Origin of the sequence: Tannerella forsythia 92A2 (assembly GCF_000238215.1) — a bacterium.
GTDB classification, from domain to species: Bacteria; Bacteroidota; Bacteroidia; order Bacteroidales; family Tannerellaceae; genus Tannerella; species Tannerella forsythia.
Genome location: NC_016610.1, coordinates 2,108,816 through 2,124,350 on the forward strand (window position 1 = coordinate 2,108,816; position 15,535 = coordinate 2,124,350).

8 protein-coding genes are annotated in these 15,535 nt (G+C 47.0%); 7 read left to right on the forward strand and 1 reads right to left on the reverse strand.

Annotated elements, in window-relative coordinates:
- Positions 1-37: 37 nt before the first annotated feature.
- Complete coding sequence (locus BFO_RS08635) at positions 38-4,747, forward strand: translocation/assembly module TamB domain-containing protein (protein WP_014225305.1); 4,710 nt, start codon at positions 38-40, stop codon at positions 4,745-4,747.
- Positions 4,740-7,049 carry a translocation and assembly module lipoprotein TamL gene (gene tamL, locus BFO_RS08640; RefSeq protein WP_014225306.1) on the forward strand — a complete coding sequence of 770 codons (2,310 nt, stop codon included), beginning with the start codon at positions 4,740-4,742 and terminating at the stop codon, positions 7,047-7,049. Before BFO_RS08635 ends, tamL begins: the two co-directional genes overlap by 8 nt.
- Before the next feature lie 88 nt (positions 7,050-7,137).
- Here the strand turns inward: tamL and BFO_RS08645 are convergent, their stop codons facing one another.
- Complete coding sequence (locus BFO_RS08645; protein WP_014225307.1) at positions 7,138-9,633, reverse strand: alpha-amylase family glycosyl hydrolase; 2,496 nt, start codon at positions 9,631-9,633, stop codon at positions 7,138-7,140.
- A 339-nt stretch (positions 9,634-9,972) separates the two neighbouring features.
- Here BFO_RS08645 and BFO_RS14475 point away from each other — a divergent pair, with 339 nt between their 5' ends.
- The 5 genes from BFO_RS14475 (at position 9,973) to BFO_RS08670 (ending at position 15,531) form a co-directional block, all read left to right on the forward strand.
- Entirely contained in the window at positions 9,973-10,785 is an 813-nt protein-coding gene (locus BFO_RS14475) for a class I SAM-dependent methyltransferase (protein WP_014225309.1), read from the forward strand.
- 2 nt (positions 10,786-10,787) lie between these two features.
- Positions 10,788-12,212 carry an O-unit flippase-like protein gene (wzx, locus tag BFO_RS08655; RefSeq protein WP_041590819.1) on the forward strand — a complete coding sequence of 475 codons (1,425 nt, stop codon included), beginning with the start codon at positions 10,788-10,790 and terminating at the stop codon, positions 12,210-12,212.
- Positions 12,213-12,570: 358 nt separating this feature from the next.
- Entirely contained in the window at positions 12,571-13,467 is an 897-nt protein-coding gene (locus BFO_RS08660) for a hypothetical protein (protein WP_167536508.1), read from the forward strand.
- On the forward strand, positions 13,457-14,272 hold the full coding sequence (locus tag BFO_RS14090; protein ID WP_244262964.1) for a glycosyltransferase family 2 protein: 816 nt from the start codon (positions 13,457-13,459) through the stop codon (positions 14,270-14,272). The genes BFO_RS08660 and BFO_RS14090 overlap by 11 nt, the downstream gene beginning before the upstream one ends.
- Positions 14,269-15,531, forward strand: a complete 1,263-nt coding sequence (locus BFO_RS08670) for a glycosyltransferase (RefSeq protein ID WP_041590821.1) — start codon at positions 14,269-14,271, stop codon at positions 15,529-15,531. The genes BFO_RS14090 and BFO_RS08670 overlap by 4 nt, the downstream gene beginning before the upstream one ends.
- Positions 15,532-15,535: the final 4 nt, after the last annotated feature.

Here is a 15,535-nt window from a genome sequence, read left to right on the forward strand (position 1 = left end):
CTGTTTTTTTTCGTGTATTTTTGCAAGGTTTTAAAGGATGGAGACGACAATAGAGCACAAGAATAAAGGGGGAAATAAGTGGGTAAAAGGAATTGCCTGGCTGCTGCTGACGCCCGTATTGCTGGTGTCGATTCTCTCATTACTCTTGTATGTCCCTGCCGTTCAAAACTTCGCCTTGAAGCATGTAACGCAATACGCCTCCGAGGCTTTGGGCACGAAGATCGGTGCAGGTCGCATTCTTTTGTCGTACCCATTGAACCTGACGCTACAGAAGGTATCGGTGCAAGATGCATCGCAAGACACGTTGTTTTCTGTCGGTGAACTGTCCGTGAAAATTCGTCCGTTGCCCTTACTCGACAAGGAAATTTGGGTATCATCCGTGTTGATAACGGATGTATCCGTCCGTACGAAGCAATGGCTCGAAGGCATGAGTGTTGAAGGTCACATCGGCGAGCTTATGACCTATGGAGGGCGGGTGTATCTGTCGAAAGAAAAAGCCATGTTAAACCAGCTTTCGATTACTGATGCCGATATAACGTTGCAAATTGATTCGCTTTCAGCGTCATCGGATACGACAGATACGCAAGTCAATTGGACGATTCTGGCCAATCGCCTTCGTCTCCGACAGATTGCATTCCGGTTACGCATGCCTTCAGATTCTCTCCGTTTAGAGACTCTCATCGGGGAAGCGACACTTACAAATGGCACCGTCGATTTGGGTGCGGGGCAGTATAGCGTGTCAAAACTGGATTTGTCAGACAGCTTTGTCTCTTATGATGCCAACGACCGACCTCCTGCCGAAGGCTTTGATCCGTCGCATCTGCTACTTTCTCAAATCAATTTGGAGTTGGACTCAGTCTTTTACCGTGAGCCGGATATCAGGGCTCATCTTCGCGCGTGTTCGATGAACGAACGTTCGGGCTTGCAAATTACTTCCCTTACCGGCCGTGTATGGAGCGACAACATCGCATTATCCGTCCCGTATTGCGAACTGCGCTTACCTCGTTCGCTGGTTGAACTGCGAGCGATGGTTCCCTGGAACTCTCTGGCCAAAGACCCGCTGGGTCGTCTGCAGGCTGAACTTAAGGCGTCAGTCCATTTGCAAGATGTTTTCGTGCCGATGGGCCAACATGTGTCCTTTTTAGAAGAAAAATATCCCGACACGTTACTGACTTTTCATGCGGCCGTCGAGGGTAATATGCGGCAGTTGTATGTTCACCGGTTTCAGGGCACCTTGCCCGGCGCGTTCCGGATAGATGCACATGGCGCGGCAGAACGGTTGACGGATGACGTATATCGTTCCGGAGAATTGTCTCTGAGTGTGCAGATGCAAAACAAGCAATGGCTGAAAACATGGCTGCCAGCCTTATCCGGAGGACGCATCAATATTCCGGACAGTTTGCGACTGAAGATGGATGCGACATTAACTCGCGGGGTTTATCAGGCGAATATGTTGCTCTCCGAAGGAAATGGATCGGCTCGTTTTTCAGGAAAGTATCATGCTTTTCAGAAGGCTTACGCAGCCGATCTGATGATTGACAGTCTGAATTTGATACGTTTCCTGCCTGAAGATTCGATATTCCATGTGACAGGCTCGTTACGTGCCGAGGGAAAAGGGACGGACTTTTTCTCGAAAGCGACCCATCTTATATTTGATGGAGAACTGAAGGGGTTGCAATACAAAGATCGGTATATTTCGGGCATCTCGGTAGAAGGTACTTATCGCAATCATCAGGCAAATGCCCGGATGGCGAGCGCTTATCCGTATCTGAAGGGAACGGTCACATTCGATGGAAATATACGTAAAGACAAAATTGCAGGGATGTTGATTGTCGACATGGATACATTGGATTTGCACGGGTTGAACGTAACGGAAAAACCTCTATCCAATTCGTTTCAACTTTTCTCGGAAATCGATACGGACTTGAAGAAGCGACATCGACTGGACGTGACGCTCGGTAACTGGGAGATGGCAATGGAGAAACAGAAGGTAAGGCCGAAAACGCTGACTCTGCATGCGGCGTGCAACGAAGATACGACGCGCGTTTCATTCCATGCGGGCGACCTTGGGATGGTGTTGACAGGAAATACCGATTTGGAAGCTCTTATCGGCAAACTGACGGAGGTGTCGGATGATTTCCAGAAGCAAATGAAGAAAGATACCGTCGCATATTTGCAACATCTGACGCCCTTATTGCCCGAGCTTGATTTACAGGTTGAAGCAGGGCATGATAACCCGTTGCAGAATTATTTGCAGGAGAATGATCTTTCTTTCGATCGTTTTTCGTTTCGGGCTTCGACATCTCCGCAGGATGGGGTCAATGCGAACGGACTGTTGCTTTCGCTCATGAAAGACACGATCAAGATTGATACGGTACGTTTGAGCATCCGGCAAGATTCGACCGATGGATTGCGCTACACTTGTGATGTGACGAAAAACAGATTTCGACGACAGGAACCGTTTACGGCTGGTGTACACGGCAGGCTTCAAACCGGAATGGCCGATATCGAAGCCGGTTATCGGGATGCCCGCGGGGAGACGGGACTCCGGTTCGGCGCTCGCGCCACCAAACAACCCGAAGGTTTCCGCCTTGAGTTTTTCCCCGAAAATCCCGTGCTGGGTTTTATGCCGTTCACACTCAACAAAGACAATTACATGGAGATACGCACCCTGAAAGATATATCGGCTAACCTGAAGCTGATCGGTGAGCAGAATGCCTCCTTGTGGATTCATTCGACGGAAACAGACGGAAAAATGGATGAACTATCCGTCGAAATCAGTCAGATAAATTTAGAGAAAGTGTCGCACTTCGCCCCGATCCCTGTCATGGGAGGGTTAGCCAACGTGGCACTGCGCTATGTGCCGATGGAAAAATCGTTTATGGTGGCAACCGATGCCAGCGTCGATGATCTCGTTTATCAGGGAGGGAGCATGGGAGAGCTGTTGTTGAACGGGGTATATCTGCCGCTTGATAACGACAGACATCAGTTTGACGCACACTTCTTCCACAATCAAGCTGAAATCGCCATGCTCTCCGCTCTTTATCAGCCGTCAAAAAAACACAGGGTGAACGGCACCATGACTCTCAGCCAGCTGCCATTGAAGATGCTGAATCCTTTTCTGGGCGAAACAGGCCGCATGCAGGGATGGCTGAATGGGCGAATGACTTTGGCCGGAACAAACAAAAAACCTTCATGGAACGGTCATCTGCAATTAGACTCGGCATCTGCATACGTGACGGCAGCCGGAACGGAATTTCGTTTCGACGATCGCAAGGTAGACGTGAAAAACAGCAAGATTCGTTTTAATAAATACAGTATTCATACGAATGGAAACAATCCGTTTGTCATTAACGGAACAGTCGATATCAGTCGTCCGATGCACGAGACCGTTAATTTAAGGTTGACTGCAAACAACATGCAGCTGCTGGACACCCGCAAAGAGCCGGGAAGCATGATTTATGGCAAGATGCTGGTCGATCTGAATACCACCCTGAAAGGGCCGTTGCGTGCCATGTACATGCGAGGCGATCTGCATGTGCTCGGCAGTACGAACCTGACGTATGTAGTTCCGGAGTCTAAACTGGAGAATCGTGATAACTTTGCCGATCTCGTCACGTTTACGTATTTCTCCGATACGATTCCCAAGCGTCGTCGGTGGGGCGAGACCTTGAGCACGGCTGAGACTGTTCAGCCGCTTCCGTCGGTGGGAAGTATGGATATGCTCATGACTGTTCGTATCGATCCCGTTGTCCGTCTGAAGATCGATTTGGGCGGCGAACAGTCGAACCGTATCGAACTGAAAGGAGGCGGCGATCTGTCGTTTCAGTACACTTCACTGGGTGATATGAGGCTGAACGGACGTTATACGATATCGGACGGGCTGGTTCGATACAGCATTCCGGTTATTCCATTGACCGATTTTACGATTCGCGATGGCAGTTATGTCGAATGGCGAGGCAATCCGATGAATCCGTTCCTGAACCTTACCGCTTTAAGTCGGTTACGTTCGTCTGTCAATTTGGATGGTCAGTCGCAGATGGTCGATTTCAATACCGGCATTCAGGTGCGGCAGGAGTTGCAAAAGATGGCGTTGAAATTTATTTTGGAAGCGCCGAACAATGGCGCCGTGCAGAACCAGTTGGCTGCCATGGGAGAAGAGGAACGCAGTAAGCAGGCGATCAGTTTGCTGGTGACGGGGGTTTACTTGGCCGGTGACGGTGCCGGAACAGAGCGAATGGATGTCGGGGCTGCCTTGAGCAGTTTGTTGCAGCGCGAAATCAATAATATGCTTGGCAGTTTGCTGGGAGAAGTGCCTTTTTCTTTCGATGTGAATACGTATGACGGTACCGACGGAAAAGGCCGGCGAATCGATTATCTCGGACGTTTTTATAAAGGTTTTATGAATGATCGTTTATACACTACGCTGGGAATGAGGTATTCGACTAATGATCCGGTGACCGGCGACCGGTTTTATGTCGATGATGCATCACTCGAATATCGTCTCGATACCGAAGGTTCCCGTTTCATTCGAATATTCAGCCAGAAAGATTACGAGAACCTGTTCGAAGGAGAAATCCGGAAGAGTGGGGGGGAGGTGATCTTCCGTCGTAAAACAAGACGGTTCGGGGATCTGTTTGATTTTCGCAGACAACCGGCTATCCGAAAGGAAGATGATTCGTACAGGAATGAGCCGGAGAATGATTCGTCAGAGAAAAATGAAGAGGAGCAGGAAAAAGATGAATAGCTGGATCGGCACGGGAATTGTAGGGTTGCTTTTGGGCGGGTTGTGTGCATGTTCGACGACGAAGAATTTGCCGAAGGGCGAGGTGTTGTATACCGGCATCGAGAGTATTACAGTGACCGATCGGGAGCATGTCCGTGAGGCCGATGAGGTATTGGGCAAGGTGGAAGAAGCGCTCGCATATCCGCCCAACAATGCGCTATTGGGCAGTTCGTCGAAGCGTACCCCGTTTCCGCTGGGGCTGTGGATGTATAATGCGCATGTCAACAAGAAGGGAGCGTTTCATGAATGGATGTTTCGCTGGCTTGCCGCAAAACCGGTCTTTATCTCAACGGTTACGCCGGCTACGCGGGCACGTGTGGCGCAGAATCTGCTACGTGAGAATGGCTATTTTACAGGGACGGCATCCTGCGAGATCGTACCGAATAAAAAAGATTCGCTTAAGGCCGGTGTGCGTTACGAGATTACACTCAACGAACCTTATACGCTCGATTCGATCTTTTACCGGCGCATGCAAAATCGGGGTGACACACTGCTGAAGCTGCAGGAAGATAAGCGACTTCTGCGCAAAGGCGACCGTTTTAGCATAGAGACGTTGGAAGCTGAGCGACAACGTCTCGCCACGATTATGCGAAACAACGGATATTATTTCTTTCGTCCCGAATACATCATTTATCAGGCGGATTCGTCGTTGCGCGAAAAAAAGGTCGATCTTCGTGTCGGACTGAAACAGGGCGTTCCGGAAACCTTGCTGCGTCCATGGAATATCGGCCGCATTTCCATTTATCTGAGTGGCTACGACAACGAGATGCCCACTGACAGCATCTCTTATAAAGACCTTACCATTTATTATGAGAATAGATTGCGCGTAAAACCTTCCGTGTTATACAAGCAATTACAGTTTACATGCGGCGAACTTTATTCGCTCGAAAAACAGACCGAGACACAGCTTGCCCTAAGCAGGCTTGGCATCTTCCGTTATACCGACATGCAATATATGCCCACCGACTCGTCTCATACATCCGATACGATGAATGTTCAAATCTATACGTCATACGATTATCCGTTCAACAGCCGGTTTGAGATCAAGGCGACGATGAACGACAATAACTACGCCGGCCCCGGCATCGTACTTGGCGTTACGCGCCGCAACATGTTCGGCGGAGGCGAGACACTGGCGGCTTCACTGTTTGGTTCGTACGAGTGGCAGACGGGAGTCCGTGCAGCCGGCCATACGGGGATGGTGAACAATTACGAGGTAGGAGCGAAAGGTACGCTGACTTTCCCACGCCTCGTGCTTCCACGCTTGGGACGAGGCGCGTACGATTTCTCTGCCTCAACACGCATGGACGCACAAATCTCACAGCTTAACCGGGCGCACTTTTTCAGACAGCTCGTTTTCGGAGGAAGCCTCGCATACGAGTTTGTGCCGAATCCGATACGCCGCCATACTTTCACGCCTGTCCGACTGACATTTTCCCGTTTGCTCCATACAACTCAACGCTTCGACAGCATTGTCTCCCTCAACCCCTCGGTACGCCAGAGCCTGCAGGATCAGTTCTTTCCTGCCATCGAATATTCGTACACGCTCGATAACTCGTCTGTACGCGAAGAACGGAGTAAAACGTGGTGGCGTTTCTCCGTCTCTGAGGCCGGTAATCTCCTCTCCGGCGCCTATGCCTTATTCGGTCGCAGGTTTAACGACGAAAAGAGGCTTCTGGGTAATCCGTTCTCACAGTTTCTGAAAGTCACGACCGAGCTTCGTTACAACCATTACATTAACCGCAATCACCGGCTTGCTTTCCGTGTCGGTGGAGGTGTGATTTACAGCTACGGCAACACCTTACAAGCACCTTACGGCGAGCAGTTCTACGTAGGTGGAGCAAACAGCATCCGCGCCTTTACGATTCGCAGTGTAGGCCCCGGACGTTTTGCCCCCGATCGTGACAATCCGTATGCATATATCGACCAGATCGGCGATATCAAGTTCGAGGCGAATGCCGAGTACCGTTTCCGGCTGGTCGGTGATCTGGATGGAGCCGTCTATCTCGACATGGGAAATGTATGGCTTATGCGTAACGATCGGGCACGTCCCGGCGGTCAGCTCAAATGGAAACATTTCCTCAACGACATCGCGACGGGCACCGGTGTTGGTTTTCGTTACGACATGGACGTGCTCGTCTTTCGCTTCGACATCGGTTATGCACTGCATTTTCCTTACTCGACCGACCGCCGAGGATACTTTAATGCTCCCTCTCTCAGAGATGCGCTCGGCTTCCATCTGGCACTCGGTTATCCTTTCTGATCGTCTCCGTTTTGGTTTTGGCAGTACACTCCAAACATATCCTGCAATAAGGCTACGTAAATTTTGCGAGGCGCAAACCGATATATGACTACCGGTCGATAACGATCTTTTGGCTGTAGACTTCGCCGCTTGCGGTACGCACCGTGACCAGATAAATGCCGGACGAAATATCTGCAACATCCAATCTCCCGGCACGGTCGGCGGCGCGAAGCAGACAGCCTCCGAATGAATAGAGGCTTATCCGGCTGATCTTTTCTGCACTTCGGACGGCGATTGCCCCCTCATGCAAACAAATCTCGCACGGAGCAACGGCTTCGATCTTTTCGTTAGGCGACAACCCCGGTTCGCGGAGATAGAGATGAAAGCTGTGAGGTTGAAGCAGCACTTCCCGGTTCTTATCGGTTGCTCCGATTTCCAGAAATGCAGCGGCATCACTGAAGATATCCTTCCACCTTCCTGTTGTCGGGAACTGTGCCGGGACAGAGAGAGGCTTGTCGGTAAAATTGCCTAACAGCAGCAGATCGGCCTCTGCATGTTGCAGTGCGATACGCCGGCCGTTCTCCCAGTCCGATGCGTCGGTATTCATCGTTTCCGATGCAGGTGAAGCAAACAGCCCGGGATATTTCCGGCGCAAAGCGAGCAGCCGGGTGTACGTATCGAACAGATCATGGCGGTGCATCTCCTCGTAATAGTCCCACCGTACCGGCTTACGTCCTGTACGGCCATTCTCTTCGATCGAATAATCGTAGCCCAACTCGCCGAACTGCCAGATCATCTTCGGGCCGGGCGTACACAGCAGAAAAGCCGCATTGAGCGCCGCCCGACGAAGACGTGTCGCCTCATCGCTTTTGACCGGCGGGATACCCCACGTTTTCGCTTTGTACATCGTGCGCTCTTCGTCGTGGCTTTCCTGATACGTCATCAGACGATGCTCTTTCCAGCTGCGCGAGGTTGCACTGCCGCCCTTCAGGCTGCTGCCGTCCTTATAGCCCATGGCCGACTGGCAATAGGCGTGATTCATGTTGTTCCAGAGCAGCATCCCGTCGTCGGCCAGTTCCTTTTCTTCTTTGTTTTCGCAGAAATGTTCGAGGATCGTATATGCTTTCGGGTTGATTTTCCGAATATGCGCATGGTAATCTTTCAGAATCGCAATACGTGACGCATCATAGCGGGAAGCCGTAGCTTCAGTCGATTTCGTTTGCGTAAATCCTTTCGTCAGATCGAACCGGAAGCCGTCGACACGATAGACCGTCAGCCAATGCTTCAATACCCGTTTAAAGAATTCACGCGTACCGGAATATTCGTGATTGAAGTCGGAGAACACGTTGTAAGGATGGGGTGCGTCGACGTTGAACCACGGATTGTCGGCGGCCGGCTTCCCCGTCTCACCATCCCAATAGAGGCGTGCGAAAGGATGCGACAGCGTCGCATGATTGAAGACGACGTCGAGGATGACCGACATGCCCCGCGCATGAGCCTCATCGATGAAGCGTTTATAGTCGTCGGGCGTACCGTAGGCCTTGTCGGGTGCAAAATAGAATGACGGGTTGTACCCCCAGCTGTCGTTTCCATCGAACTCCTGTACGGGCATCAGCTCGACGGCATTCACGCCCATGGCTTTCAGGTAGTCCAACTTGCCGATGGCTGCCATAATCGTTCCCTCTTTCGTAAAATCGCGAACGAGCAACTCATAGACCACCAGCCGGTCGGCAGCCGTCGGGTCGAAGCAGGTCGTCTGCCATCGATACGGCTCTGCTCCTGTACGCATCACCGAAACGATGCCTTCCGTCTGCATCGGATAAGGTTTCAGGTCGGGATAGACGGTGACGGGAATGGCACGGTCATTCCACGGATCGAGTATCTTCTCGGCATAAGCATCTGCAATCTTGAAAGCATTATCAATAAGATACTGGAACGCATATTCCTCTCCTTTCTTCAGTCCGCCGACTGTTCTCCACCAGTGATCGCCGTCACGGTACATCTGCCAGTCGTTGCTCTTTGTCCAGCGGTTGAAGTCGCCCAGAAGATGCACGTGACGCTTGCCGGGCGCATAGAGCGAAAGCACCACAGAGCCGTCTTCACGATACGTTATGCCGTCTGTTATTCCCTCCGGACGCGGCTTACGTTCAGGCGTCGCAGGAACAAACGCCTGCTCGTTCAGCGTCACAAAGATGTCGGTATTGCCTTCTCCTTTCCCTTCTTTCTGTTTGTCGCCGCTGCGGAAAACGAAAGCCAGCTTAAGAATCTTCTCGTCTGCCGGCACACCGTAATAGGCTCGTATATTCGGCGAAAGGGTCAGTTGCCATCGGTCGCCACCCAACGAAGCAAGTTTGTATTTTTCCTGATTGTCTCCCCACGAAGGAGCATACTTCCAGTCGCTTCCGCTCGTGCTCTTGTCCGTGATCACGCCGGTATGGGCATAAACCGGGCCGGTATATCCTTTCAGTCCGCCATTTCCTTTCGACGCATCGAAAATGATTTTCACCGTTCCGACCTCCGTCACAATGGCAGGGTCGGTCGTCACCTGCGTCATCGCTACGAACGATGTCAGGAGAAGTAAGAATAAAGAAAGAAACCGTTTCATCCTATAAAAATTAATGGGTTCTAAAGTGTTATCAATAGAACAAAAATACAATTTATTTATCAATCAGTGTTCTTTTGACGAATTCTTTGAGCCATATCTGCAAAGAAAATCCATAGAAAAGATGGTCATAGGTTAGCATTCCGGAAAGGGTAGAAAAAGGGTGTGGTAGAGCGATGAAGAGCGCAAAGTCCTTTCTGTGTTTTTTATCTCAAGTGCTTGGATTTAAAGGAAACTTTTGTACTTTTGCCCGAATATTACCCGACCATTTAAAGGTCTGTTTAAGCGGTTATTCCCTCATTGCAAATGGGAGTGACGAGAACGCGTGTAATTAGTTGTCAGATGAAAATATACGGAACGGATCAAATCGTTTATACTCCGAACAACATTCCTCAGATATTGATGTGGGTAAAGCCGAACTCCTGCGTTTTGGAATTCGGACCGGGCATGGGATATATGACCCGATACATGAAGGAGCAACTTCATTGCCATGTGGTAGCTGTCGAGATTAATCCTGTTATGGCCGAGACGATTGCTTTATATGCCGAGCAAGTTATTGTTTCCGATATCGATACCGGAAGTTGGGAACAGGAACTGCAAGGCCAATCTTTCGATTACATTCTCTTTGCCGATGTGCTGGAACACCTCCGAAACCCTCTTGGCACCTTGCAGACCGTTGTTCGCTATGGGGATTGTATATTGACGTCTGTACCCAATATCGGACATTCGTCGATCATACTTTCTCTACTGGAGGGCGAATTCGAATATCAAAACATGGGACTGCTGGATGATACTCATATCCGTTTTTTTACACGAAAAAGCCTGGTCGATATGATCGGCAAATGCGGGTTAACCTGTACGGATAACAAAGATACGATACTGATGTATCCTTCATCTTCCGAATTCCATAAATATTACAGTTCGCATATCGGGGCATCATGGGCGATTGCAAAGACGCCGGACAGTGCCGTCTATCAGTTTGTCGACAGATGGGAGAAAAAGAATGACACACGATACCGGCGGAAACCATATAAGATATCATTCGTACGTTATCTGAAAATCATCGTGTCGGAAGTTATACGGCGAGTCGTTTTTTCGAGTAAGCATCTTAGAGAGAACAAACGAATCCGGCGTCTCTGGCAACAAGTAAAATGACAATGGAAAATAGCATAAAGCCTGTTTCTATTTCTAAAAAGGACATTTTATGGAGTTATCTCTCTCAATTCCTATCTATCGGAGCAGGTATCCTGATTCTTCCGGCCATCTTGCATAAGTTAAGCAGTCAGGAGATCGGGATAAATTATATCCTATTATCTATTAGCGCTTTTGTTCCTTTGTTGGATGCAGGCTTTTCTCCTCAATTTACGCGGAATATTACGTATGTCTTTAATGGGGCAAATATCTTAAAAAAAGAAGGGTATGACCATCTACATACGGGAGGAAGCGTTAATTACAGGCTCTTATCGTCCGTTATCCGCGCGACACAATATGCGTATAAACGGTTTGCTCTCGGGGTAGGGTTCCTGTTACTATCCGTTGGTACATTTTACATGTATATCGTAACAGACCGTTTTTCTACGGTGAACAACATGATGTGGATTTGGATTCTTTTTTGCCTGTCTGTTTTTTGTACGATCTATCTCTTATATTATCATTCGTTACTGATTGGCAGAGGATTTATCAAAGAGTCTCAGAAATCGTTTGTGCTTACCAAAGTGCTAAATATGTGTATTGCGATCGGTTTGGTTTATTGTGATCTGGGACTGATAAGTATTGCGGTGGCAAACCTGTTAGCGCCGATCATCGGACGTTTCTTGGCTCATTTCTATTTTTACAGGGACGGACTGAAAGAAAAAATACAAGAGGAGGTTTCTTTTTCCGAGATCAGATCGGTCTTATCTGTTTCATGGCCTAATATCCGTAAATTAAGCCTTATCACGATTGCAGGATATGTAGTTTCACAACTGGGAGTGTTTTTATCCGGTCTATATCTTCCTCTTGAAGAAGTTGGCTCTTATGGACTGATGATTCAGCTAAGTAATGTTATTGCGCTTGTATCCACTACACTTATCACCATACAAACACCGGCCTTTGCATCTTATCGGGTGACGGGAAACAGGGAGATGCTAATCAAAAAATTTGCATCTTCCATGGTGCTCTTTTATCCTCTGTTTATCATCGGTACGATATTACTCGTATGGGTAGCACCGAAACTCTTGTCTGTTATTCAGTCAAATGCCGTACTGCCGGCTTCTTATATTCTGGTTGTCTATTGTTTAATCAGATTGTTGGAAGCAAATCATAGTTGTTTTGCAAACATCATCTCATCAGCGAATCACATCCCATTCTTTAATGCGGCATTGCTTTCCGGCTTGTGTACGTTAATCGGATACGGATTGCTGATTCTATTTTCCCGAACCGGTATTCTTTTCCTTATTCTCGTTCCCGGAATAGTTCAACTGGCTTACCAAAACTGGAAATGGCCTCAGATGGTGTTAAAAGAATTTGGAATCAGTTGGATGAAGTTTATACGGATTGGCTGTCAAGAGGTCAATCGCTCTTTCTTCCCTCTTCATGCATAAATCGAAACAACTAAGGCTAACGATCATTATCTTATTGATCTGTCTTGCACCTTTAGCAAAAAACAATAATCTGCTAACTGCCATACAAATCATGATATTCATTCTTTCGTTATACATTCGTCCGGATCGACGAATCATCAAATTATCGCATGTATTGCTTCTTCCGGTGATTATTGGAATTATAAATGGCTTGTTTCGGTATGCATTTTATGAGGTGTTTAAAGATATGTATTATTTTTTGAATCCTATACTATACCTGTTATTAGGAAGTATGATCGCGAGACGTTATGATCGGATGGATTCCTTACGTGCAATTGCTTGGGTGGGAAGCATGTGCTCTCTATACCTTATCTTTTATATGTTTAATAACTATGGATATACGGCGCTTACAGCTCCCAGAGAAGCACGTGAGTCTCTTTCTGTCACAGGCTTTGCGGCCACGGGTGTGGCTGCCATTATTCTTTTATGCGATAAGCTGTTCTTCGGAGCTGTACTTTTTTCAAACTTTCGAGCATGGATGGGGCTCTTGTTGATTAATTTGTTATCCTTATATCTTTCCGCATCACGAACCGATTTGCTCGTTTTTGTCATTAGTTTATCTATGATGTTATACGTAAAGTTCCAGCATCGGAAACATTATATTTTACTGTATCTTGTTTTTGGGGGACTTATCTTATCGGTATTTCTTTTGTCAAATCCTCAAAGTCGTTTTGCTGAAGCTTTATTGAAGGCCCCCGAAGAGATAACGATCCAACCGGCAGAGAATGTAATTGAAATCAATGAAAATTACAGGGGACATGAAGCTTATATGACGATGAGAACGATCAGAAAAGGAAATTTTGAAGAACGATTAGGCGGACAAGGCTTTGGTGCCACGGTAGATATGGGATCGTATACCCCGCTGAATATACGCCACATTCCGATTATGCATAACGGTTATCCGTATATCCTTCTAAAAACCGGATGGATAGGCATGACTGTCTATATTCTTTTCGGTTTGCTACTCCTTCGTTTATCTTTAAAAGGAAAAGATAGAGATTTATCACAGGATGATGGGACGTTCCCCTTCTGGAAATCCTTTCCGATCATTTCCGCATTGGGATTATATGTTACGAATGTTTCGATCACAGGAATATTTAATCCGGAAAGTGTCATTTTGTGGATTGCTTGCGGACTATCTCTGCAGTATAAATTAGATTTTGATGGACGTATCTGTAATCATCGTAAATTACAACACGAGACAAATGACGTGTGACTGTCTGCATTCCATACGGATGCATACAAGAGATGTCAACTACGAAATTATCGTGGTAGATAATGCGTCGACGGATGGTAGTGTCGCGCATATAAAAACGCATTTTGCAGGGGTCAGAGTAATCTCTTCCGATCGGAATCTGGGTTTTGGGAAGGCCAATAATAAGGGAGCCTTGGAAGCCCGGGGAAAATATCTCTTTTTTCTTAACTCAGATACCCTCCTGTTAAATAACGCAATCCATTTCTTTTTTAATTATATGGAAAGGAATAAAGAAGTTGGAGCGGTGGGCGGAATATTGCTGAACGAACAAGGGCAAGTCTCTTTTTCATACAGTCGCTTTCCATCTCCTCAAACAGAGGTGAAATATGTTTTAAATAAATTGTTCCATCGTCCGACGATTCCTACTGTTCCTTCTCAACCTGTTTCTGTCGACTTTATTTCCGGAGCGGACCTGTTTATCCGCAAAGCTACGTTTGAACGATTAAACGGCTTTGATCCTGAATTTTTTATGTATTATGAGGAGGTTGATTTACAGAAACGGATGGACTTGCTTGGATTAAAACGTATTATACTTCCTGAAGTTCGCATCATTCATTTGGAAGGAGGGAGCTTTGCCTCAAAAAGGCTTACTTTTAGGCGCTTTCTGATCGCTCAAGAAAGTTTTAACCGTTACATAGCGAAGCATTATGGAGGAGTATCCAAACTTGGCTTCAGGACTTTGATGGGGATACTTCGGCTTACGCTTTTTACCCATCGTTGGAGCTGGAAGGAGAAATGTCTTGCCTATTTACATGTCTGGAAATGAAACATATTTTGGTTTTAGCTTATGCCATCTCACCGATAAGAGGATCAGAATATTCGGTCGCATGGAATTATATAACACATATGAGCCAGTATCACCAACTCACAGTGCTGTATGGTACGTCCGGAGATCATCTTGGAGATACGGGGGAGTTGGAGACATATATGCAGAAAAACCCTTTGCCCAATACCCGATTTGTCTTTGTAAAAGCTAAAAAATCAACAAACTGGATCAACTATTTCAATAAAAAGGGGATTTTGGTATATACCTTTTATCTTGCATATAAACAATGGCATAAATCTGTATATAAGAAGGTGGAAGAAATATTAAAAGAAGAACAAATCGATCTCATTCATTATATAAGCCCTATTGGTTATCGGGAACCCGGCTATCTATGGAAGATAAAGCTCCCTTATATTTGGGGGCCTATCGGAGGAACGAACGATATACCTTTCCGGTTATGGGGAAGCGTAAGTTCCATTTCCGGCAAAGTTAAACTTTTATGCCGCACTTTGGCCAATCAAGTGCAATTACACCTTTCGCCACGCATTAAAAAGGCATTGAGAAGATGTGATGTACTCCTGACGGCCACGATGGCCAATCAACAAAAAATAGAAAAGATTCATCATGTAAAAAGTTATTGGCTGCCTGAAAATGGGATTGTGGGAGAAATTCATCACGCTAATCCCGATAAATTTAACAGATCAAAGTTGCACATTATCTGGATTGGTCGGATTGATGCCAATAAAGCATTAATTCTCTTGTTAAAAGCTCTGGTTCGACTGCCTCCCGACAGTCCTGTGATGGTACATATTGTAGGTGACGGTTGCTTGAAAAACAAGATGGAAAAATTTGCCTCAAAAAAGAAGATTCAGCATTTTCTCCAATGGCACGGACAGATTAATCGGGAAAAAGTTTTTAATTTGTTCAATATTTCACATTTACATATTATTACCAGTTTGTCGGAAGGAAACCCTACAACAATATGGGAGGCGATGTCGTATGGTGTCCCTACGATGTCATTAGATCATTGCGGGATGCACGATGTTATTTGTAATAAGTGTGGGATTCGAATCCCAACTGATTCGTCGAAACAAATCGTTTCGGATATCAGCCGGCATATAATGTTTTTTATGGAGCATCCGGAACAATTCAAAACGCTGGCGGAAGGAGTGACCCGGTGTGCGCAAAATTTCAGATGGGATAAGCGAATTCAAATATTTAATAAGTTATATGACGATATGATGCTTACGTGTGAGTAATCAG

Bases quoted from the DNA above. Each gene is read 5' to 3' on its own strand.
- BFO_RS08660 (WP_167536508.1), top strand. From the start codon at position 12,571: ATGTTTAATAACTATGGATATACGGCGCTTACAGCTCCCAGAGAAGCA.
- BFO_RS08645 (WP_014225307.1), bottom strand. From the start codon at position 9,633: ATGAAACGGTTTCTTTCTTTATTCTTACTTCTCCTGACATCGTTCGTA.
- tamL (WP_014225306.1), top strand. From the start codon at position 4,740: ATGAATAGCTGGATCGGCACGGGAATTGTAGGGTTGCTTTTGGGCGGG.
- BFO_RS14475 (WP_014225309.1), top strand. From the start codon at position 9,973: ATGAAAATATACGGAACGGATCAAATCGTTTATACTCCGAACAACATT.
- BFO_RS14090 (WP_244262964.1), top strand. From the start codon at position 13,457: ATGACGTGTGACTGTCTGCATTCCATACGGATGCATACAAGAGATGTC.
- wzx (WP_041590819.1), top strand. From the start codon at position 10,788: ATGGAAAATAGCATAAAGCCTGTTTCTATTTCTAAAAAGGACATTTTA.
- BFO_RS08635 (WP_014225305.1), top strand. From the start codon at position 38: ATGGAGACGACAATAGAGCACAAGAATAAAGGGGGAAATAAGTGGGTA.
- BFO_RS08670 (WP_041590821.1), top strand. From the start codon at position 14,269: ATGAAACATATTTTGGTTTTAGCTTATGCCATCTCACCGATAAGAGGA.